At 71.9% G+C, this 21,664-nt stretch carries 20 protein-coding genes; 11 read left to right on the forward strand and 9 right to left on the reverse strand.

Going from position 1 to position 21,664, the window contains the following annotated elements; translation table 11 throughout:
* From KV102_RS17410 to pdxY, 3 genes are all read left to right on the forward strand, one after another.
* Positions 1-1,026, forward strand: a complete 1,026-nt coding sequence (locus KV102_RS17410) for an ATP-dependent 6-phosphofructokinase (protein WP_220347038.1) — start codon at positions 1-3, stop codon at positions 1,024-1,026.
* Between the two features lie 58 nt (positions 1,027-1,084).
* Positions 1,085-2,422 carry a class II 3-deoxy-7-phosphoheptulonate synthase gene (locus KV102_RS17415; protein WP_220344737.1) on the forward strand — a complete coding sequence of 446 codons (1,338 nt, stop codon included), beginning with the start codon at positions 1,085-1,087 and terminating at the stop codon, positions 2,420-2,422.
* Positions 2,423-2,509: 87 nt separating this feature from the next.
* Complete coding sequence (gene pdxY / locus KV102_RS17420) at positions 2,510-3,367, forward strand: pyridoxal kinase PdxY (protein WP_220347040.1); 858 nt, start codon at positions 2,510-2,512, stop codon at positions 3,365-3,367.
* A gap of 262 nt (positions 3,368-3,629) precedes the next feature.
* On the opposite strand, the gene KV102_RS17425 is transcribed toward pdxY, so the two are convergent.
* Positions 3,630-4,517 (reverse strand): deoxyribonuclease IV, encoded by an 888-nt coding sequence (locus tag KV102_RS17425; protein ID WP_308290360.1) that lies wholly within the window; start codon positions 4,515-4,517, stop codon positions 3,630-3,632.
* 52 nt (positions 4,518-4,569) lie between these two features.
* On the reverse strand, positions 4,570-6,594 hold the full coding sequence (pknB, locus tag KV102_RS17430; protein WP_308290361.1) for a Stk1 family PASTA domain-containing Ser/Thr kinase: 2,025 nt from the start codon (positions 6,592-6,594) through the stop codon (positions 4,570-4,572).
* Between the two features lie 135 nt (positions 6,595-6,729).
* Here pknB and KV102_RS17435 point away from each other — a divergent pair, with 135 nt between their 5' ends.
* Complete coding sequence (locus tag KV102_RS17435; protein ID WP_220344371.1) at positions 6,730-7,116, forward strand: Rv2175c family DNA-binding protein; 387 nt, start codon at positions 6,730-6,732, stop codon at positions 7,114-7,116.
* Between the two features lie 18 nt (positions 7,117-7,134).
* Here KV102_RS17435 and KV102_RS17440 read toward each other — a convergent pair whose 3' ends face one another.
* Entirely contained in the window at positions 7,135-8,190 is a 1,056-nt protein-coding gene (locus KV102_RS17440; RefSeq protein WP_220344372.1) for a polyprenyl synthetase family protein, read from the reverse strand.
* A gap of 86 nt (positions 8,191-8,276) precedes the next feature.
* Here KV102_RS17440 and metF point away from each other — a divergent pair, with 86 nt between their 5' ends.
* The gene (gene metF, locus KV102_RS17445) at positions 8,277-9,167 is read left to right on the forward strand and encodes a methylenetetrahydrofolate reductase [NAD(P)H] (RefSeq protein ID WP_220347042.1); all 891 of its coding nucleotides are present in this window, start codon (positions 8,277-8,279) and stop codon (positions 9,165-9,167) included.
* Positions 9,168-9,232: 65 nt separating this feature from the next.
* Positions 9,233-9,511, forward strand: a complete 279-nt coding sequence (locus KV102_RS17450; RefSeq protein WP_220344374.1) for a hypothetical protein — start codon at positions 9,233-9,235, stop codon at positions 9,509-9,511.
* Between the two features lie 10 nt (positions 9,512-9,521).
* On the opposite strand, the gene KV102_RS17455 is transcribed toward KV102_RS17450, so the two are convergent.
* From KV102_RS17455 to KV102_RS17465, 3 genes are all read right to left on the reverse strand, one after another.
* Positions 9,522-10,802 (reverse strand): FAD-dependent oxidoreductase, encoded by a 1,281-nt coding sequence (locus KV102_RS17455; protein ID WP_220347043.1) that lies wholly within the window; start codon positions 10,800-10,802, stop codon positions 9,522-9,524.
* A 197-nt stretch (positions 10,803-10,999) separates the two neighbouring features.
* On the reverse strand, positions 11,000-11,476 hold the full coding sequence (locus tag KV102_RS17460) for a YbaK/EbsC family protein (RefSeq protein ID WP_220344376.1): 477 nt from the start codon (positions 11,474-11,476) through the stop codon (positions 11,000-11,002).
* Between the two features lie 44 nt (positions 11,477-11,520).
* Complete coding sequence (locus KV102_RS17465) at positions 11,521-12,342, reverse strand: L,D-transpeptidase family protein (protein ID WP_220347044.1); 822 nt, start codon at positions 12,340-12,342, stop codon at positions 11,521-11,523.
* Positions 12,343-12,489: 147 nt separating this feature from the next.
* Between KV102_RS17465 and KV102_RS17470 the strand changes: the two genes are divergently transcribed.
* The gene (locus tag KV102_RS17470; RefSeq protein ID WP_220344378.1) at positions 12,490-12,891 is read left to right on the forward strand and encodes a DUF3040 domain-containing protein; all 402 of its coding nucleotides are present in this window, start codon (positions 12,490-12,492) and stop codon (positions 12,889-12,891) included.
* A gap of 64 nt (positions 12,892-12,955) precedes the next feature.
* On the opposite strand, the gene KV102_RS17475 is transcribed toward KV102_RS17470, so the two are convergent.
* Genes KV102_RS17475 through KV102_RS17485 form a run of 3 tightly spaced genes read right to left on the reverse strand, consistent with a single transcriptional unit; the run spans position 12,956 to position 17,503 of the window.
* Complete coding sequence (locus KV102_RS17475; protein WP_220347045.1) at positions 12,956-15,271, reverse strand: DUF3488 and transglutaminase-like domain-containing protein; 2,316 nt, start codon at positions 15,269-15,271, stop codon at positions 12,956-12,958.
* The gene (locus KV102_RS17480; RefSeq protein ID WP_220347046.1) at positions 15,268-16,506 is read right to left on the reverse strand and encodes a DUF58 domain-containing protein; all 1,239 of its coding nucleotides are present in this window, start codon (positions 16,504-16,506) and stop codon (positions 15,268-15,270) included. The genes KV102_RS17475 and KV102_RS17480 overlap by 4 nt, the downstream gene beginning before the upstream one ends.
* Position 16,507: 1 nt before the next feature.
* A complete protein-coding gene (locus tag KV102_RS17485) occupies positions 16,508-17,503 on the reverse strand; it encodes a MoxR family ATPase (protein WP_220347047.1) in 996 nt (331 codons plus the stop codon).
* A gap of 380 nt (positions 17,504-17,883) precedes the next feature.
* Here KV102_RS17485 and mraZ point away from each other — a divergent pair, with 380 nt between their 5' ends.
* The 4 genes from mraZ to KV102_RS17505 all read left to right on the forward strand — a co-directional run bounded on the left by mraZ (position 17,884) and on the right by KV102_RS17505 (position 21,663).
* Positions 17,884-18,315, forward strand: a complete 432-nt coding sequence (mraZ, locus tag KV102_RS17490; RefSeq protein ID WP_220344382.1) for a division/cell wall cluster transcriptional repressor MraZ — start codon at positions 17,884-17,886, stop codon at positions 18,313-18,315.
* Between the two features lie 215 nt (positions 18,316-18,530).
* Positions 18,531-19,481 carry a 16S rRNA (cytosine(1402)-N(4))-methyltransferase RsmH gene (rsmH, locus tag KV102_RS17495; RefSeq protein WP_220347048.1) on the forward strand — a complete coding sequence of 317 codons (951 nt, stop codon included), beginning with the start codon at positions 18,531-18,533 and terminating at the stop codon, positions 19,479-19,481.
* A complete protein-coding gene (locus KV102_RS17500) occupies positions 19,478-19,927 on the forward strand; it encodes a hypothetical protein (protein ID WP_220344384.1) in 450 nt (149 codons plus the stop codon). Before rsmH ends, KV102_RS17500 begins: the two co-directional genes overlap by 4 nt.
* Entirely contained in the window at positions 19,924-21,663 is a 1,740-nt protein-coding gene (locus tag KV102_RS17505) for a penicillin-binding protein 2 (RefSeq protein WP_220344385.1), read from the forward strand. Before KV102_RS17500 ends, KV102_RS17505 begins: the two co-directional genes overlap by 4 nt.
* Position 21,664 lies beyond the last annotated feature (1 nt).

Here is a 21,664-nt window from a genome sequence, read left to right on the forward strand (position 1 = left end):
ATGCGAGTCGGAGTGCTGACCGGTGGCGGAGACTGCCCCGGTCTCAACGCGGCCCTCAGAGCGATCGTCGGCCGTGCCCGGTCGGAGTCGTCGATGGAGATCGTCGGCTTCCGTGACGGCTGGCGGGGGCCGATCGAGGTCGACACCCGCCCGCTCGGCTGGGACGACGTCGCCGACCTGCTCGACCGCGGCGGCACGATGCTCGGATCCTCGCGCACGAACCCGGTCGCCATGGACGACGGGATCGCGAGGGTGCGCGCAGGACTCGACTCCGCCGGCTGCGACGCGCTCATCGCGATCGGGGGCGAGGACACCCTGGGGGTGGCGCACGCCCTCGCCGACGAGGGCGTCGCCGTCGTCGGAGTGCCCAAGACGATCGACAACGACCTCTCCGCGACCGACATCACGCTCGGTCATGACACCGCCGTCGTGATCGCGACCGAGGCCGTGGACCGGCTTCGCACCACCGCCGAGTCCCACCACCGTCCGATCGTCCTCGAGGTGATGGGACGGCACGCGGGCTGGATCGCGCTGCGCGCCGGTCTCGCCGGTGGCGCCGACGACATCCTGATCCCGGAGCAGCCGGTCGTGGTCGACGATGTCCTCGAGCGGTGCGCCCGCGTCGTCGCGAGGGGACGTGCTCCCATCGTCGTCGTCGCTGAGGGCGCGGTCCCCGAGGATGGTGCCGAGGTGCTCGCCAACGCCGGCACCGATGCGTTCGGACACACCCAGCTCGGTGGCATCGGTGACTGGCTGGCCGCCGAGTTCGCGCGGGCGCAAGACCCCAGCACCCGGGCCGCGGTGCTCGGGCACGTGCAGCGCGGCGGCACGCCGACGGCGTACGACCGCAGCCTCGGGACCCGTTACGGACTTCACGCCGTCGAGGCGGTCGTCGACGGGGCATGGGGCTCGATGGTCGCCCTGCGGGGTGACGACATCACCCGGGTTCCGCTGGCCGACGCGGTGGGGCAGCTCAAGACCGTGTCGCCCGAGCGGTATGCCGAGGTGGCGGCGCTGCTCGGCTGACGGCTCGTCCGCCGACCGGGACCGGGAGAGCCCCGTGCGCGGGGCGTCGTACCCTGGGATCGTGAGCATCCCGAGCCTCGAAGCCCTGCGCGCCATGGGCCCCGCGCAGCAGCCGACGTACGCTGACCCCGCGGCCCGTGACGCCGCGGTGCAGCGACTGCGGGGGATGCCGCCGCTGGTGTTCGCCGGCGAGGCCGACCAGCTGCGCGACAAGCTGGGCGCCGTGGCGCGCGGTGAGGCGTTCGTGCTGCAGGGTGGTGACTGCGCCGAGACCTTCGACGGCGTCAACGCCGACAACATCCGCAACAAGCTGCGCGTCCTGCTGTCGATGGCCGTCGTGCTCACTTATGCCGCGAGCGTGCCGGTCGTCAAGATCGGGAGGATCGCCGGGCAGTACGCCAAGCCGCGCTCGAGCGACACCGAGACCCGCGACGGTGTGACGCTGCCGGCCTACCGCGGCGACGCGGTCAACGGCTTCGAGTTCACGCCCGAGGCGCGGGCCCACGACCCGCAGCGTCTGCTCGAGGTCTACCACGCGTCGGCCGCCACCCTGAACCTCGCCCGCGCCTTCACCCAGGGCGGCTACGCCGACCTGCGCAAGATGCACGCCTGGAACTCCGACTTCGTCCGCAACAGCCCGGTGGGCACCAAGTACGAGACGATCGGCAACGAGATCGACAAGGCGCTCGCCTTCATGGACGCGATCGGGGTCGACCCCGACGAGTTCCACACCGTCGACTTCTACTCGTCCCACGAGGCGCTCCTCCTGGAGTACGAGCAGGCGCTCACCCGCGTCGACTCGCGCACCGGTCACCTCTACGACGTCTCCGGGCACTTCCTGTGGATCGGCGAGCGGACCCGCCAGCTCGACGGGGCGCACGTCGAGCTCCTCAGCAGGATCGCCAACCCGGTCGGCATCAAGCTCGGCCCGACGACGTCGCCCGACGACGCCCTCGCGTACGCGCACAAGCTCAACCCGGAGAACATCCCCGGCAAGCTGACCTTCGTGACCCGCTTCGGTGCCGACCGGATCCGCGACCTGCTGCCCGTGCTCGTGGAGAAGGTCCACGCCGCCGGCGTCCAGGTCGCGTGGATCAGCGACCCGATGCACGGCAACACCTTCGCCACGGACAACGGCTACAAGACGCGCGAGTTCGACGACGTGATCGACGAGGTGCGCGGCTTCTTCGAGGTGCACCGGGCGCTCGGGACCTGGCCGGGCGGCGTCCACGTCGAGCTCACCGGTGACGACGTGACCGAGTGCGTCGGTGGTGGCGGCAAGCTCGTCGCGGCAGACCTCACGCACCGTTACGAGACGCTCTGCGACCCGCGACTCAACCGTGCCCAGTCCCTCGAGCTGGCGTTCCTCGTCGCGGAGATGCTGCGCGCACGCTGACGTCCGTACGCCGCAGGCCGCCCGGCCTCGTCGGTGGAGAGTCGGTCGGCACCGCCCGTCGGCTCGACAGGTCGTACGCTGTGCTTCGTGCAGGTGCTCTCGATCCAGTCCTCCGTCGCGTACGGCCACGCAGGCAACAGCTCGGCCGTCTTCCCGCTCCAGCGCCTCGGCGTCGATACATGGCCGGTCAACACGGTCGCGTTCTCCAACCACTCCGGCTACGGCGTCTGGCGTGGCACCGTCTTCGAGGCGTCCCAGGTCGCCGACGTCATCACCGGTGTCGCCGAGCGGGGAGTGTTCCCCTCCCTCGACGCGGTCCTCTCCGGCTACCAGGGGGCGCCTGAGATCGCCGAGGTCATCCTCGATGCCGTCGCGCAGGTCAAGGCGGCCAGCCCACGTGCCGTCTACTGCGCGGACCCGGTGATCGGCGACCGCGGACGCGGCGTCTACGTGCGACCGGGCATCGCGGAGCTGATGCGCGACCGGATCGTCCCCGCGGCCGACATCACCACGCCCAACCAGTTCGAGCTCGAGCTGCTGACCGGCGCCGAGGTCGGCTCCCTCGATGCGCTGCTGGCGGCCGTCGACGCGTTGCGCGCGCGTGGACCCCGCATCGTGCTCGTGACCTCGGTCGAGGTGTTCGACCCCAGCGAGAAGACGATCTCGATGGTGGCCGTCGACGACACGGGGGCGTACGTGGTGACCACGCCGAAGCTGGAGATGAACGTGGTCGCCGGATCCGGCGACGCGACGACGTCGATGTTCCTCGGCCGCCTCCTGCAGTCGGAGATGGACGTGCCCGATGCGCTGGGCACGGTCGCCTCGTCGATCTTCGGCATCCTCGAGCACACCCGCCGTACCGGGGCGCGGGAGATGGAAGTGGTGGCCGCGCAGGATGTCATCGCCGACCCGCCGATGGAGTTCGCGGTCGAGCGCCTTCGCTGACTGACCGCGGGTCGGTCCCTGGCGCTCGCGGGTCACCCCCTTCCGCCCGCGGGTCGGTCCCTTCCGCCCGCGGGTCACCCCCTTCCGCCCGCGGGTCAGTTTCTTGCGCTAGCGGGTCAGTCTTTGGTGTTCGTGGGTCAGTTCCCGGAGTTCGACTGTGATCCGCGGGCGCGAGATGGTGACTCGCGACTGCGAGAAGGTGACCCGCGGACGGAAGAAGGTGACCCGCGACTGCGAGAGGGTGACCCGCGGGCGGAGGATGTTAGCGGTCGCGCAGCCCGGCGAGCAGGACGAGATCCTCGGCGGTCGCGGCATCGCCCCCCGGTGTCTCGAGCACGAACGGCACGCCCGCAGTCACCGGGTGCGCGAGCAGCGCCGCGAACGCCTCCGTCCCGATGTGCCCCTGCCCGATCCGCTCGTGCCGATCCTTGAAGCTCCCCCGCACGTCCATCGAGTCGTTGGCATGGACCAGCGCCAGCCGACCCGGCCCGGCGATCTCCACCAGGCGTTCGAGGGTTGTGGCGACCCCGTCTGGCTCGTCGAGCGGCTCGCCGGCCGCGAAGGCGTGGCACGTGTCGAGGCAGATGCCGAGGCGAGGGTGGTGTTCGAGGATGTCGAGATAGGGCTCGAGGTCGTCGACCCGGGCGCAGAGCGATCGTCCCTGTCCGGCGGTGGGCTCGAGGAGCAGCCGCGGGCCGTCATCCGGGAGCGCGTCGAGGAGCGGGAGAAGCCCTTCGCGCACCTGCTTGAGGCCCGTGTCGTACGCCCCGTCGTCGACGCAGGACCCGGTGTGGACGACCAGACCCTGCGCCCCGATGGCGGCGGTGCGTCCGAGGTTGTGCGCGACCGCGGCGATCGACCTCTCGTACGTCGTGGGGTTCGGGCTGCCGAGGTTCACCAGGTACGGCGCGTGGACGAACGCCGGCACGTCCTCGTCCTCGCACCGCTGGCGGAACGCGGCGTCCTGGCCCGGGTTGCCCGCCGACGCCGCCCATCCACGCGGGTTCCCGGCGAAGACCTGGAGCGTGTCGGCCCCGAGGGCGCGCATGGTCGTCCACGCACCTCGGGCGAGCCCGGCTCCGACGGCGATGTGCGCCCCCAGAGGGTTGCGGGCGTGCGTGACGGGGGCAGAGGGGGAGGGGTTCGGCACGCCGACCATCTTAGGTCGTACCGTCCGGACGGTACGACGACCGATGGACCGGTCAAACGATCCTGAGGATGATGGTGGATCCGGGCGGAGCCTCGTCGCCACCGCCCGGCGACTGCCGGGAGACCAGGTTGCTCCCGAAGTGGATGCGCTCCTTCTCGACCTCGACCACGAAGCCGGCGGCCTCCAGGATGGCCCGCGCGTCATCGACGTTCTTGCCGACCACGCCGGGGACCTCGATGGGCTCGCGACCGTCGGAGACCGTGAGCGTGACAGTGTCGCCCTTGTAGGCCGTGCCGCCCGAGGGGTCCTGACTCATGACCTCGTCCTTGGGGACCTCGTCGTCGTTGACCCGCGTGACCTCGACCTCGAAGCCCGCCTTCTCAAGCTCCTGCTGAGCCCGGTCGACCGGCTTGCCGGTGTAGTCGGTCACCTTGACCGGGCGCCGTCCCTTGCTCACCACCAGGTCGACCTCGGTGTCGGGCCGGATCATCCGTCCGACCGGCAACGAGACGGCGATCACGTCACCGAGCTCGACGGAGTCGTCGTACTTGCGGTCGACCTGACCGACGACGGCCTTGATGTCGGCCAGCGCCTGCTCCGCCTCGCTCTCGGACATGCCTTCGAGGTCGGGGAGGGGGTAGCGCTCTTTGCCCTTGGACACGGTGAGCGTCAGCGTGCCGTCGGGAAGGATTCGTCCGCCGGGACCGGGGTCGGTGGAAACGACCGACCCGCGGGCGACCGTCTCGCTGTAGGAGTCACCGCCTGTCTCGACCACGTAGCCCGCGCGCTCTCCCTCGGCGCGCGCCTCGGCGAGCGGCAGCCCGACGAGGTCGGGTGCGGAGTCGTAGCGCGCCACGCCGTACCACCAGCCGGCGCCCGCCGCGAGGAGCGCGACGAGGAGGACTCCGACGAGCAGGAGTCGCCCGCGCCGGCTCCGTGGTCCGCCGCGGGGCGTCGACGGGGGAGACCCGGGCGCTGAGGGGATGCCGGACGCGTCGCGGGTGACGGTCCGGGTCGCCTCGTAGCCGCCGTGGTCACCGTCGGCGTACGACGCCACCGTCGTCGGCGCGTCCGCGGAGGGGTCGCGCGGCCCCCAGTGGTCGTGGGCGGCGTCGGCGGGCGCGAGGGCCGTCATCGCCTCCGTCGGGTGGTGCGGGATCTCGTCGCTCGGAGCCATCACGATCTTGTGCAGACGCAGGTCCTGGGTGAGCTCGACGTCGTCGGCGACGTCGGCCTCCAGCGCGGACCGGACTCTGCGCACCTGGTGGAGGAGGACCCGGGCGTCGGCGGAGCGCTGGTCGCGGTCGCGCGCTGTCGCGCGGGCGACCAGCGCATCGACGTACGGCGGGATGCCGGCCACCAGGGTCGACGGCGCGGGGACGTCGGCGTGGACGTGCTGGTAGGCGACCTGGAGCGGGGTCTCACCGGTGTGCGGCTTGGAGCCGGTCAGCATCTCGAACATCATCGCGCCGACCGCGTAGACGTCGCAGCGGGCGTCGGCGGCCTCGTTGAGGACGAGCTCGGGGGCGAGGTACGAGACGGACCCGACCAGGACGCCGCCCGTCGCCTGGGAGTCGGAGCTGATCGCCCGGGCGAGGCCGAAGTCGGCGACCTTGAGCTGTCCGTCGGGGGTGATGAGGACGTTCTCGGGCTTCACGTCGCGGTGGATCATCCGTGCGTCGTGCGCCGCCGAGAGCGCGAGCAGCAGCGGCTCGACGAGAGTGAGCACGCGGCGAGGGGGCAGCGGGGCCTCGCGGCTGATCACGTCGCGGAGAGTGTGGCCGGCGACGTACTCCATGACGAGGTACAGGAGCCCCAAGTCGGCCCCCTGGTCGAACACCGCGACGACGTTGGGGTGGCTGAGGCGGGCTGCGGCCCGTGCCTCGCCCTGGAGGCGCGTGGTGAAGCCGTCGGCGTCGGGACCGGACTGCATCACCTTCACCGCGACGGTACGGTCGAGGCGCGTGTCGGTGGCGAGCAGGACGGTGCCCATGCCGCCGCGGGCGAGGATCTTGCGCAGGTGGTAGCGACCGTCGAGCACTCGTCCTACGAGCAGATCGTCGTCGAGTGTCGTCACGGTCACCTCCTCACGGCGTGCGGGCCGGATCGTGGTCCGGGCAGGCCAACGCGGGGAACGGCCCCGCCTCAGTGTAGGTGAGCGCCTGCCCCGACCGGCGGAGGCGACTCCGTCGGGTCGTGCGAGTCTTGACCCATGGCTGACGAGACCGGATCCGTCCCGACGACGGGCGAACAGCTCGACGAGCTCGTTGACGAGTGGCTCACGCTGGACGAAGCTGCGACGGCGCTGGAGACGACGGTGAGCCGCGTACGCCAGAAGGTGCGCGAGCGGGACCTGCTCGCCGTGCGCACGGCGTCGTCGTCGAAGCAGCGTGTCCCCGCGCTGCTCCTGGTCGACGGCGCCCCGCTCGAAGGGCTTCGCGGCACGCTGGTGCTCCTGGGGGATGCACGCTTCACCGACGAGGAGGCGGCGGTCTGGCTCTTCACCGCCGACGACACGCTGCCGGGTCGCCCGGTCGACGCGCTGCGCGAGGGCCGCGGCCGTGAGGTCCGCCGGCGCGCGCAGGCGCTCGGCTTCTGAGCGAAGCGCCCGACCGGCTCAGGCAGAGCGACGCACCGCGCGGGTCGCGAGATCCGAGAGCAACCCGGCGTACGGCGCCAGCCGCGGATGCGTGAGCGCGGCTGACGCCCGGTCCTCGAGGGCGACGATGTCCTCCTCGAGCCGAGCCAGGGCACCGGTGTCACGCATCACGTCGCGGAGGCGGTCGACCGCCTCCGGGGTGAGAGACGGATCACCGAGCCCTCCGTCGAGAGCCGCGCGCTGCTCGCTCGTCGCCCGCTCGTAGGCGTGCGCGACGAGCACCGTCTGCTTGCCCTCGCGGAGGTCGTCGCCGGCCGGCTTGCCGGTGACCGCCGGGTCGCCGAACACGCCGAGCACGTCGTCGCGCAGCTGGAACGCCTCGCCGAGCGGGACGGCGTACTCGCTGAGCGCGTCGATCGTGTCCTGACCGGCCCCCGCCAGGGCCGCACCGAGGTGGAGGGGGCGTTCCACGGTGTACTTCGCAGCCTTGTAGCGCACCACTCGCAGCGCCTCCTCGACCGAGCTCTCGCCGATCGCCTGGCCGACGAGGTCGAGGAACTGGCCCGAGACCACCTCGGTCTTGCAGGCATCGAGGTACGGGGTGGCGCGTGCGACGACGGCGGGTGCGAACCCGGACGTACGGAACATCTCGTCCGACCAGGAGAGCAGGAGGTCGCCGAGCAGGAGCGCCGCCCCGGTGCCGTACGCGTCGGGGTCTCCTGACCAGCCGGCCTCTCGGTGGGCGATCGCGAAGGCGGCGTACGCGGACGGGTTGCCACGCCGAGTCAGCGAGGCGTCGATCACGTCGTCGTGCACGAGCGCGCTCGCCTGGAGCCACTCGAGGGCGGCGGACGCGCGAGCGACTGCCGCGTCGTCGCCGGTCCCGCCGCCGACGACCCACCCCGCGTGGCAGAACGCCGCGCGGAGACGCTTGCCGCCTGCCGCGGCCTCCGACGCGGCGGCGAGGAAGGGGATCAGGCGGGGCCCGAGGGGGGCGAGTCGCTCGCGCTGGGCGGCCGCGAAGGCCTGGAGCTCCTCACCGACCCGGGTCGAGAGGTCGGGGGAGTCGGACACGATCTCCACCCTACCGACGTCCACGCCGACGTCCACGACTCGGCCGGAACGCCGCCTGCGGCCGTACGCCCGGTTAAAGTGAGGTCATGTCGACCGCCCGCCGTCTCAGCGAGGACATCGCCGCCTCGGCGCCGAGCTTCTCGTTCGAGTTCTTCCCGCCGAAGAACGACGCCGGCGAGCGCGCGCTGTGGACGGCGATCCGCGAGCTGGAGCCCTTGCACCCGACGTTCGTCTCGGTGACGTATGGCGCCGGCGGGTCCACCCGTGACCGCACCGTGCGCATCACCGAGCGCATCGCCACCGAGACCACGCTCCGCCCGATGGGGCACCTGACCTGCGTCGGCCAGTCGCGCGACGACCTTCGTACGGTGCTCGGCCAGTACGCGGCCGCGGGTGTGCGCAACATCCTCGCGCTGCGCGGTGACCCGGTCGGAGGTCCCGGTGCGCCCTGGACGCCGCACCCGGGCGGCCTCGACCACGGCGACGAGCTGGTCGCCCTGGTCGCGGGGTTGGGGACCTTCTGCGTCGGTGCGGCGGCGTACCCGAAGGGCCACCGCGAGTCCTCCAGCCTGGAGGCGGACGCCGACGTCGTGGTGGCCAAGGCCCGCGCCGGGGCGGAGTTCGTGGTCACCGACTTCTTCTTCCTCGCCGAGGACTACTTCGCGCTCGTGGAGCGCGTCCGCGCCCGAGGATGCGAGATCCCCGTGGTGCCGGGCATCATGCCGATCACGAACCTCAAGCAGATCTCCCGCATGGCCGAGCTGTCGGGTCACGACGTGCCGCCGTCGGTGGTCTCACGGCTGGAGCCGTGGGCCGACGATCCCGACGGCCTGCGCGCGGAGGGGACGCTGGTCGCGACCGAGCTGTGCGACGCGCTCCTCGAGGGCGGGGCGCCGGGCCTGCACTTCTACACGCTCAACCGCTCGACGGCGACCCGGCGCATCTACGAGAGCCTCGCTCCGGTCCCCGTGATGTGACCTGCGACACGCGCGGCCATCGCCTGCGTCCGGCGCGTGGACCCCAGCGGTGCGATCCTGAAGCTGTGACTCGGGAGCAGCACCGCAAGCGGGGGATGCTGGTGCTCGGCGGTCTGATCGGGGCCGTCGTGTTCGTCGGCTGCGCCTACCTGTACTTCCACGGAGGCGTCCACGGGGGCCTCCTCGTCGTCGCGTGGTGGACCAGCGGCCTGGTGAGCGTCGGTCTGGGGGTGGCGACCTGTGGCGTCGAGGACGACGGCATCGAGCGTCCCCACTATCTCGGCTCGCTCGTCACCGGTCTCCGTCAGGAGTGGAGCCACACCGGCACCCACGGGCGCCGCTGAGCGGTCGGCCTCATGGTCGGAGGGTCTCGGCCGCCGCGGCGGTCCCGAGTGCGACCAGCTCGGTCGACGGGCCTGGGTGGGCGTTGACGCCGACCCGGAGGAGGCCGCGTCGCTCCGGCCCGACCCCGGGGAGCGTGAACGCCGTACGCCACCCCGACCACTGCCAGCCGTGGCGCGCCCCGTGGCGGCGCGCCACGTCGACCGGGCTCACGTCCTCCCGGTGGACGACGTGGTCGCCGACGTCGATCCCGACCCGGCGCAAGGTCAGCACGGGGTCTTCGGCGGCGAGGTGCTCGACCGTCCATGCCTGCCCGTCGCCCGTGTGCGTGGCGCTGGGCGTGACCCGGACGGGGGTGCCGTGGACGACCGTCTGCTGAGCCAGCCGGGGGGCGTACGGGCCAAGGCCGAGGTAGGTGACCGCCGACGGCACGCGGGGGAGGGCGTCGGTCTCCGACCGCCCGCCCGGTCCGGTCGGGGCTGCCCACACGACGACGTCCGCGCCGACCCTGCCGTCGTCGGTGAGGACACCGTCGACGACGTCGGTCCCTGTCACGTCGTGGGCACGCACGCCGAGCCTGATCTCCACCCGCCGCTCCTCCAGCCGTCGCTCGAGCGCCGCGAGGAGGGCCGTCGAGCCGCCGGCGATCCGCCAACGGCCGAAGGAACGCTCGACCAGGTCGTACACCCCGAGGAAGGCGGGCATCGAGCGGGGCTGCTGCCCGTCGAGCCGGTGGCGGTCGAGCACGAGCGCGCGGAGGTGAGGATCGCGAAGACCGCGTCGAGCCGCGCGCTCGAGGGACAGGCGCATCCGCAGCGTCCGCCACTGCTCACGGTCGAAGTCGTCGCGTCCGGTCAGCGGCCGCCCGAGCGCGACATGGCGCAGCACCTCCCACGCGTCGTCGAACCCGTCGAGCCACCGGGTCCACCGCTCGCCCGTGCCACGGCCGAGCACGGCGTCGATCGCGTCGGTCTGGGCTCCCCGGCTGCCGGAGGGAAGGTCGAGGACGAGGTCACGGTCGAACACATGCCTCCGGGCGACGGCAAGAGGCTCGAGGTCGAGGACGCGCTCGAGCGGCCGGCCGGACTTCTTGAAGAGGTCACGCACCGTCGCGGGCAGCGTCAGCTCCGACCACCCGTGGTCGAAGGACCAGCCTCCCGCCTCGTACGGCCGGAGCTGCCCACCGAGACGGTCGTCGGCCTCGAGCAGGACCACGCGGTGCCGCATCTTGGCCAGGCGGACCGCAGCAGAGATGCCCGCGAACCCGCCCCCGACCACCACCACGTCAGCCACCGGGTCAGGCTACCGAGCGACGCCGACGCGCCGACCTGCACGTCGCGGTCCTCACTCAGGTCACGATCTGAGTACGAATGCTCATGTGGATCGGCGCTCACGCGCGAGACGATGGTGGCGACGCTGCTCGTCCGGCTCGCGTCGGGGGTCGAGCCGGGCGGGCAGCTCCATGTCTCCGGGTGATCGGCGCTGCCGGGTCAGGCGACCTCGGTGGGAGTGCCGCCCGTGATCGCGACGAGCTGGTCGAACGAGGTTGCGAACACCGCGCGCGGATGGCCGGCCGCCGCCCAGACCACCTCGTGCTCCCTCAGGGCGAGGTCGACGAAGGTCCGAAGCGGTGCGGGGTGGCCGACCGGCGCCACCCCGCCGATCACCTGGCCGGTCGCGGCCCGAACCGCCTCGGGCCGGGCACGCTCGAGCGTCGGCAGTCCGTGGGCGGCAGCCAGGGCCTCGGTGTCGACGCGGTGCGCGCCGCTGGTCAGGACAAGCACCACCTCGCCCCCGGCGTCGAAGACGAGACTGTTGGCGATCGCGGCGACGTCGACGCCGAGTGCGTCGGCCGCCTCCTGCGCCGTACGTACGGAGTCGGGCAGCATCCGCACGACCTCGTCGACGACCCCACGATCGGCAAGGGCCTGGATCACCTGCTGGACCCTCGGATGTGTCGCAGTCATCGGGCGACCGTACTGGTTGTGGGGGCCAGCGCTCGCCGGCGCCCTCAGCTCCAGGCGCCGTAGACGGTCACCTTGAGCTTCTTGTTGGAGGTCAGCGCCCACAGCTGCTTGGCGTCGGGGATGTAGAGGTTCACGCAGCCGTGGCTGTGCCCGACGAAGGGGTCCATCATCAGGTAGGAGGCGTGGAAGGCCTGACCGCCCGAGAAGAACTGCGCGTACGGCATCTTGGCTTCGTAGATCGAGCTGACGTGGTTCTTGCTACGGGAGAACACGGTGAACTTGCCGGTGCGGGTCTTCGACGAGGCGGCGCCGCCACGCACCAGCCAGCTGTTCCACAGCGTGCCGTTGCGGTAGAGCACGACCTGGTGCCGACGGCGGTCGTAGCAGGCGTTCCAGCCCGACGACTTGCACCGCTTGGGGATCTTGGACTTGCCACGCACCGTCTTCTGGATGAGGCGCTTCCAGGTCGCGGTGTTCGCCACGCCCGAGCGCTTGAGCCCGTGGCGCTTCTGGAACTTCTTGACGGCCTTCGCGGTGCGGGCGGTGTAGACGCCGTTGACCGAGCCTCCGTAGACGCCGGCCCAACGCAGGCGGTACTGGAGCTCGCGGACGTGCTTGATCGAGGTCACCGACCGGTCGCGGTCGCCCGGACGCGTCGTCGCCCGGTAGAACCGGTCCTTGCGGGAGGGCTTGGCTGCGCGGAGGGCTGCCGGCGCGGCCGCGACCGTGGACTGGCCGGCGGCGGCCGGTGACACCACGGCCGGCACCACGGCGGCCGGGGCCGCGCTCGCCGGCGACCCAGCGCCGAGAGCGAGTCCTGAGAAGGCCAGGGCGGCAGAGCAGACAAGGGTGGTGGACCGGCGCATCGGCGTCCTTCCGGGATGGCAGACGGGAGCCGTTGCCCCCCTGCGCACAAACAATAGCCCGTGCTGTGGCGCAGCCGATGACGCCTGCCTAGACTGGACACCCAAGGTCCGGCGGCAACCGCCGGTCGAGTTCAGGGGAGGCCCGAAGTGCCGCTCTCAGAGGAAGAGCAGCGACTGCTCGAGCAACTTGAGCAGGCGCTTGCTGCCGAAGACCCGCGACTCGCTTCGACCTTGCGCGGTTCGAAGCTCCGAGCCCGCGCTCGCCGGATCATCGTCCTGGCGTCGATCGGCTTCGTCGCCGGGGTCGCGATGCTGATGATCGGCGTGATCGCCGCCTCGACGCCCGTCGGAGTTGCCGGGTTCGCCCTCATGGTCGCGGGCGCCTACTTCTTCCTCACGACGTGGCGTTCGCGTGACGTCGAAGGACCTGACGAGTCCACCCAGACCGCGCCGCCGCGTCCGAAGCAGGGCAGCGGAAGCACCTCGGACTCCTTCATGCACCGCATGGAGGAGCGCTGGCGCCGCCGGCGCGACGACTCCGGCTCCTGACGGCTGCGGCCTCCTGAGCGGGCGTGCCCGCTCGGGACCGACCTTCCGACTCTCGCCCCGCGGGCTACTCCCGCAGCGAAAGAACCTCGTCCTCTTCCCGGACCCCGACACGCCGCTCGGCCGGCACGAGGACCGACCGGGGGAGCACCGCGGCACCCAGTCGCTGCCGGCGCGTGACGCCGGCCGCCGTCGCACCGACTAGGTGGTCGACCGCCGCGGTGAGGTCTGCCGGCTCGTAGACAGGCGCGTAGCGACTGCGCTCGACCGCGTCGACGAGCGTGTCGATCGCCTCTCGCGCCACCGGGTCGTCGTCCAGCCGTGCCCGCAGCGGCGCGATCGACGTTCGCGGTGAGACGCCTTCGGTCCAACCGATCCCGTGGTCGGTCGCGGTGTCGCGGACCTCTGCCCAGGCGTCCTCGGCTGCCGCCGCCGGATCGTCGTGGGCCGCGCGCCGACGGCGTCGCCGGGCGGTGCGGACGGCCGCGGGGACGGCGAGCGCGACCGTGAGGAGCCCGAGCACCACGAGGGCCACGGGCACCCACGACCCTCCGCCGTCGGCGGCGTCCCCCGCGGCGTCTGCCTCAGCGCTGCCCGGAGCCGGGGACGCGGCGCCGGTCGGCAGCGCCGTCGGGTCTGCTGACGGGTCCGGAGCCGCCTGCGGGTCGGCCGAGCCTTCGGCGAACGTCGGAGGTGTGTAGCCGCTGCCGCCAGGTGTCGGCTCGAAGCCGATCCAGCCGACGCCCGCGAAGTACAGCTCGGGCCACGCGTGCATGGCGGTTCCCCGGAAGACCCACGTGTCCTTCTGACGGGCGGGCTCACCGGAGAGGAAGCCGACGGAGACGCGTGAGGGGATCCCCAACGACCGGGCCATCATTGCCATCGCGGTGGCGAACTGCTCGCAGTAGCCGACCCGATCGTCGGTGAGGAAGGCCTCGATCGTCTCCATCCCCGATCCGGGGCGCTGGGCGAGCGAGTACTTGAAGCCACCGTCCTGACGGAACCACCGCTGGAGAGCGAGGGCCCGGTCGAACGCGTTGGACGCGCCGGCGGTGACCTCCTCCGCGCGTTCGTTCACGACATCCGGCGTGGAGGAGGGGAGATCGACGTAGGACGACATCGTCAGCGTCGAGGCAGGAGCGGTGCGCAGGTCGGCCTGAGTCGGACGCGCGACCATGACCTCGACGTCGTAGGACGCTCCGGCGAAGGACCCGAGACGTGGGAGGCGACTGATGTCGAGCATGCTCCGGTTGATCTCGACACCGGAGGAGTCCTCGAGCCTCACGGCGGTCGGAGCATAGACATGGGGGAGCCAGCGCGTCTCGAACCCGGGTGAGACCGCGGTCCGGTAGCGCGCTGTCGTCGTCGGCACGCCGGGATTGAGACCCGGCACCGACGGGAGGTCGTCGTCGAGCTGCTGGCCGGCACCGACGCGGTCACCGAGGGTCCACCCCTGGTCGCCGACCGACTGCATCGAGGCGAGCCGGACGTATCGCGGCCGGGGCGCGTCCTTCTCCTCGGTCATCGTCAGGAGGACGTCGCGACTCTGTCCGCGGAGGTTGCGGCGCATGTCGAGCACCGGGTTGTCGAGGCCCGTGCCGATGCCGGATCCGGCACCCGAGCCGGCCCCGTCGAGGAAGCTCTCACCGGCGGTCGGCGTGACCAGGGGGACGACCAGGGCGACGGCGATCGCGCCGATCGCGATCCCGACCGCGGGAATCGACGCGCGCACGTGCCCGACCGCGGAGTCGACGGGGTCCCGCGGCTGGGAGCCGACCGCGGTGACGCGCGGTCCCCAGGCACGGCCGTCGTCGTTGCGCGTGACGGCGAGCAGGCCGGCGTACGCCGCAGCGCCCAGGACGAACACGAGGAGCGGCGAGCGACCCTCGAGGAGGGTCGCCGGCACCATGACGACGGCGAGGATGACGAGCCCGAGGGCCGGCGTCCATCGCAGCTCGGCGGCGAGGACGTCGATCACCAGCGTCAGGACGATGACGAGGGCGGCGAGGGTCGCGGTGAGCGCCGCGGTGTCGGGGACCGGCGCCGCGTATCGCTGAGCGTGCTGATAGGTCGCCTCGGCCAGGGCACCGGCACGTTCGAGCGTGTCGGGGGTAGGAATCACCCCGGCGATCCCGGTGCCTGCCCCGTACGCCGCGGTGAGCCACCCGAGCGTCACCGCGGCCTGCGCGGCGACGACGACGGGTCGGCGTCCGCCTGCCGCGCGGACGACGACGCCGACGAGGACCACGGCCGCGGCGCCGAGCGCGCCCTCGAGCAGGAAGCGGCTGTCGGCCACCAGCGGCGAGAACGCGGCTCCCGTCGCGACCGCAAGCAGCCACACCCACAGCCCGACCCAGAACGTGTGCGCCACCGACGCGTTCATCGCACCGCATCCTTCGTGGACTGGGCCGCAAGGGCGTGCCACGCCTCGCCCACCGTGTCGCCGCCGCCGACCGCCGTGGCGGCCCAACCCTGCGCGCGTGCCGAGGAGGCGAGGTCGGCCGCGGTGCCCGAACCACCGTGCGCCCCGCGCAGCCAGCCGTCGCCGTCGAGCACCAGGGCCAGTCGCCGTCCGGCGCCGAGCGAGCACCGGTTGACGTGCTCCAGCGAGTCCGGGTCTGCTCCGCCGACGATGGCCACGACCGTTCCTCGCGACGCCATCACGTCGGCGGGCACCAGGTCGCTCCCGCGCCGGGCCGACATGCGTACGGCGGCCAGGTCGTCGAGGATCAGGCCGAGCTCGTCACGTGCGGAGTCGTGGGAGTCGGTGGTGTCGGTGATCAGACGGACGTCCCACCCGTTGCCGGCGAAGTGGGCGACGACCGAGGCGGCTGCCGACACCGCCCACTCGAAGGAGCCGTCCGAGCCAGGGCGGTGGACGTGGCGGCGGGTGTCGAGGTAGACGGTGACGTCGGCGTGGCGACCCTCCTCCTCGCGGCGGACCATCAGCTCGCCGGTCCGCGCCGTCGTGCGCCAGTGGATGCGGCGGAGGTCGTCACCGATGCGGTACTCGCGTACGGAGGCGTCGTCGGGGCGTCCGTTCGAGCCGAGCCGGACCCGGTGCTCTCCCTGCTCGGTTCCCACGCCGCCCGCCCACAGCCGGCCGAGCGGGTGGATGGTGGGGGTGACGACGAGGGGCGTCGTGGTGTGGAAGGTCTTGCGGACGGACAGGAAGCCGAAGGGGTCTCCGACCCGGACCGACAGGGGACCCAGGGAATAGAAGCCGCGCCGCCGAGGAACCAGTCGATAACGGGCCGGGCACTGCCACCGCGCTCCGACCGTGTCGACGGCGAAGCGGCGGTCGCCCCCCAGGGCGTCGGGCAGCCGGTCCTCCAGCAGGAGGGTGCCCGACGTGCCTCGACCACGGCCGGAAAGGTCGAGCGACACGTCGACGTCCGTGCCCGCAGGCACCCGCGCCGGCGACACCTCGCGGCTGGCGCCCACCGTGCTCCGGCTGTGAGCGACCGCGATGACCGCCAGCAGCGGCAGCGCGAGCGCGAGGGCGCCGATGCGGACCAGGAGGTCGAGTCCCAGGAACATGCCCCCGAGCACCACGGTGGCCCCCGCGGCCAGGAACGCGCGGCCGCGCGACGTCAGAGCACCGAGCGTCGAGCGCACGTCATCGCCCAGGGTCGGGCACGCGGACGTCGGACAGGACCTCGCGGACGACGTCGGCAGCCTGCCAACCCGCGACGACGGCGTCGGGGGACAGGAGCAGACGGTGAGCGAGCACCGGGACGGCCAGGGTCGAGACGTCGTCGGGCAGGACGTACGGACGCCGCTCCAGCGCAGCGCGTGCGCGAGCCGCACGCACGAGGTGCAGCGTGGCGCGCGGGGAGGCGCCGAGCCGCAGGCGGGGCGAGGAGCGGGTCGCGGTCGTGAGCGCGACGGCGTACTTCTCGATGGCGGGCGCGACGTGGACGGTGCGCACGGTGGCGACGAGGTCGGCCACCTGCTTGACGTCGGTCACCGGGACGAGGTCGGCGAGAGGGTCGGTGCTGCCGTGCTCGCGCAGCATCGCCGCCTCGGCATCGGCGGACGGGTAGCCCATCGCCACGCGGGCCATGAACCGGTCACGCTGCGCCTCGGGCAGCGGGTATGTGCCCTCCATCTCCAGCGGGTTCTGGGTGGCGACGACCATGAACGGGTCGTCGAGCGGGTACGAGGTGCCGTCGACGGTGACCTGACGCTCCTCCATGCACTCCAGGAGCGCCGACTGCGTCTTGGGGGACGCGCGGTTGATCTCGTCTCCGACGACCACGTTGCCGAACACCGCGCCCTGCCGGAACTCGAAGGTGCGAGTCGCCGGATCCCAGACCGACGAGCCGGTGACGTCGCTGGGGAGCAGGTCGGGAGTGAACTGGATCCGCCGCATCGACCCGTCGATCGATCGCGCGAGCGCCTTGCTGAGCATCGTCTTGCCGACTCCGGGGACGTCCTCGAGGAGGAGATGTCCGCCGGCGAGGAGCACGATGACGGCGGTGCGGACGACGTCGGCCTTGCCGACGATCACCGTCCCGACGTTGTCCACCAGACGCTGCGCGGCGACGACGAGCTCGTCGGTCTGGTCCGGCCCGGGAGGGGCGGCCGGCTCTCGGCGAGGTGTCGTCGTCACGGCAGTCTCCTGGGGCTCCAGCGGGGCTCGGTCGGGAGATGACGCGATCACCCCCCGGAGGTTCCGAGACTACCCGCGCGTCCCAACGGGCCACCTCGGAACGCGGAGCGCGCGCTCTCGTCCTCCACTTCTCCTCCACTCTTCCCCATCCTCTGCGCCACGGCCAGGGGAGTGCCTGGGATCCCAGCGATCGCGAGGCATCGACGCCTGACCTGCCCTCTCGTGCGCGACGGCGTGAGGAGGGCGCGCCGACGTGCAAGATCGGCATTCGTGGTGCGTTGTGGAGTATGGTGGCGCAAAGTGGAGCAACAGCCGGTCATCGACTTTCGGGTCCTCGGGTGTCCGGTTCGGCGGCGCGAGACGAGGGAGTGTGCGGTGCGATGTTCTTCGGCACATACACGCCTCGACTCGACGACAAGGGTCGCCTGTTCCTCCCCGCCAAGTTCCGCGACCGGCTCACGGAGGGTCTCGTGCTGACGAAGGGGCAGGACCGCTGCATCTACGTCTGGCCGCAGGCGAGCTTCCAGGAGTTCAGCGACCGGATCAGCAAGACGCCGTTCACCAACAAGGCCACTCGCGACTTCGTCCGCGTCCTGTTCTCGGGCGCCTCGGACGAGGTTCCCGACAAGCAAGGCCGCATCACCGTCCCGGGACCTCTGCGTGACTACGCCCGGCTCGACCGCGACTGCGTGGTCGTCGGGGCGATGGAGCGGGTCGAGATCTGGGACGCCGCACGCTGGGCGGAGTACTCCGACGAGCAGGAGGAGAGCTTCGCGACCCTCTCGGAGGAGGTGATCGAGGGACTGCTCTGAGGCTCGTCCGTCGAGGCCTCTGGGCCGCTTGCTCCACCTCCTGGCTCCACTTCCCCGGTGCCAAGAGGTGACTTCCCAGGGCAAGCGGCCAGGGACCTGGCCGGACGAACCACCCGCGATCAGACCGCACGGGTAGCGGATCGAGGCGCACACAACGCTGAACCACACGGAACGAGGGGTCGAGATGGTGGTCGGACGTCCCGGGGCCGGGACGCATGGGTGAGACGAAGCACGTACCGGTGCTGCTGGATCGGACGGTCGAGCTCCTCGCGCCCGCCCTGGCCGGAAGCGACGCGGTCCTGGTCGACGCGACGCTGGGCCTGGGCGGGCACGCGGAGGCGGTGCTGTCGCGCTTCGCCGGCGTGCAGCTGATCGGGATCGACCGTGATCCCGAGGCCCTCCGGCGCTCTCGCGAGCGCCTCGCTCCCTTCGGAGACCGGGTGACCTTCTTCGAGGGCGTGTACGACCAGCTCGAGGAGGCGATCGCCGAGGCCGGGCGCTCCCACGTCGATGCCGTCCTGTTCGACCTGGGCGTCTCCTCGATGCAGCTCGACCTCGACGAGCGCGGCTTCTCGTACTCCCGCCCTGCTCCGCTCGACATGCGCATGGGGAGTGAGGGGACGACCGCGGCGGAGGTCCTCGAGACCTACAGCCGGGACGACCTGGCCCGCATCCTGCGGACCTACGGCGAGGAGAAGCACGCGGGGCGGATCGCCGACGCGATCGTACGGAGGCGGGCCGAAGCACCCCTGCGCACGAGCGACGAACTGGTGGCGCTGGTCCGCGAGGCCCTCCCCGCGGCGGCGATGCGCACCGGCGGAAACCCCGCCAAGCGGACCTTCCAGGCACTGCGCATCGAGGTGAACGACGAGCTCGGCGTGCTCCGGCGTGCTGTCCCGGCCGCGCTGGACGCGGTCGGCCTCGGTGGTCGAGTCGTGTCCATGGCCTACCACTCCCTCGAGGACCGGATCGTCAAGCAGGCGTTCGCGAAGGTCACCCGGCTGGACGTCCCGCCAGGACTCCCCGTCGTCCCCGAGGCCCTCGAGCCCCGGTTCCGACTCGTCACCCGCGGCGCCGAGACGGCGTCGGAGGCCGAGATCGAGCAGAACCCCCGCGCGAAGCCCGTCAGGCTTCGCGTCGTCGAGCGAGTGAAGGAGGCAGCATGAGTGTCGTCCACAGCGCTCCGCGCCGGGCGCCGGGTCGTCCGCAGCCGACGCGCAGTCCCCTGCGCGTCGTCCCGGCCGCTCGCCCCCGTTCGCCGCGCGCGCCCTTCGTGCTCCTCGTGGTCACCCTGCTCGCCGGTGGGCTCGTCGGTCTGCTGCTCCTCAACACCTCGATGCAGAACGGCGCCTTCCAGCTCGCCGAGCTGGAGAAGGAGGCGGAGACGCTGCAGAGCAGGCACGCCCAGCTGTCCCTCGAGGTCGAGGAGCGTGCGACCCCGGCGGCACTCGCGGAGCGAGCCGCAGAGCTCGGCATGGTGCCCAACACGACTCCCGTCTTCCTGCGACTCTCCGACGGGAAGGTCGTCGGCGACCCGGAGCCCGCCGCCCGGGGCGAAAGCCCTTCCGGGGTCGGAGGGCCGTCGCCGGCCGCCGTGGGAGCCCGCGAGTGAGTCCGGCGGTCCGCAACCGTGCGCGCTTCTGCTTCGTGGTCGTCGCGACCCTCCTCGTGATCTTCGCCGGCCGCCTCTTCCAGATCCAGGGTGTCGACGCGAACGCGTACGCCGAGCGTGCTCTGAAGGAGACGGTGCAGCCGACGGTGCTGCACGCCGACCGTGGGCGGATCCTCGACCGCGACGGTGAACCTCTGGCCACCTCGCTCGACGCGCAGTCGATCATCGCCAACCCGAGGTTCACCGCCAAGCCGGCCACCGAGATTGCGAGCATCCTCGCCGCGGAGCTGGGCGTCGACTACTTCGACACGGTGACGAAGCTGCGTCGCGAGGGGACGCAGTTCGTCTACGTCGCCCGCAAGGTCCCGGCCTACCAGGCCAGCAGCGCGATGGCCAAGCTCGCCGACGCCGGCCTCCTCAACGGTGTGACGACGGAGCGCGACGCGGTCCGGACGTACCCCGGCGGCACTCTCGGCGCCACGCTGATCGGCCTGGTCTCGGGTGAGACGGGCGAGGGCACCAGCGGGCTGGAGAAGGCGTTCGACGACGACCTGACGGGCAGCGACGGGAAGGCGACCTACGAGACCTCCCCCAAGGGGGTACGCATCCCGCTGGCGCGTCAGACGATGAAGGAGGCGGTGCCTGGCGCCGACGTGGTGACCACGATCGACCGCGACCTCCAGTGGTACGCCGACAAGCGTCTCGCCGCGGCCGTGCGCGCGAGCGACTCCGACTGGGGCGTCGCGATCACGGTCGACCTCGAGACGATGCAGGTGCTGCAGCTGTCGCAGCTCCCGACGTTCGACGCCGAGGACCGCTCGACCGTCACGCCGGCGTCGATGAACAACCGCGCCGTGCAGAACGTCTACGAGCCGGGCTCGGTGCAGAAGGTCGTCACGATGGCCGCGCTCGCCGACGCCGGTCTCGTGACGCCGCAGACCAAGGTCCGGGTGCCCAGCGAGCTGCGTCTCGACGGGTTCACGATCAGCGACTGGTGGGACCACGGACGCCTGCGGCTCACCGCCGCGGGTGTGGTGGCGAAGTCGTCCAACCTCGGCACGATCGCCCTGGCCCAGCAGATGGACGACGCGACGATGCACGACTACCTGACGAAGTTCGGGTTCGGTCGGCCCACGGGCGTCGGGCTGTCCTCGGAGTCGCGAGGCATCCTCACCCCGGCGGAGCGGTGGTCGAGGGCGCAGCACGCGACCATCTCGTTCGGCCAGGGGATCTCGGTGACGGCGATGCAGCAGACCGCCGCGGTCGCAGCGATCGCCAACGGCGGCCGCTACACCAGCCCGACCCTGGTCACCGAGGTCCGTCGCGCCGACGGCACCACGGTCCCGCGGAAGGCACCCGAGGCCCGTGAGGTCGTCTCGCCCGAGGCCGCGTCGATGGTCACGACGATGATGGAGGCGGTCACCTCGCCGCGGGGGTCGGCGCCCAACGTGTCGATCCCCGGCTACCGGGTCGCCGGGAAGACCGGCACCGCCTGGCGGGTGAATCCCGACACCGGGCGGTACGTGCGCGGCGAGAACACCGTGTCGTTCATCGGGTTCGCGCCGGCGGAGAAGCCGCGCTTCCTCACCTACGTCGTGCTCGACAACCCGCAGGGGGGAGGATCGGGCAGCGGCACGGCAGGCCCGGTCTTCCGAGACATCATGCAGCAGTCCCTGCAGCGCTACGGCATCGCGCCGAGCGGGTCGCGTGCGCCCAGGACGCCGGTCAAGTGGTGAG

The sequence above is a fragment of the Mumia sp. zg.B53 genome (genome assembly GCF_019550935.1).
Lineage (GTDB): Bacteria > Actinomycetota > Actinomycetes > Propionibacteriales > Nocardioidaceae > Mumia.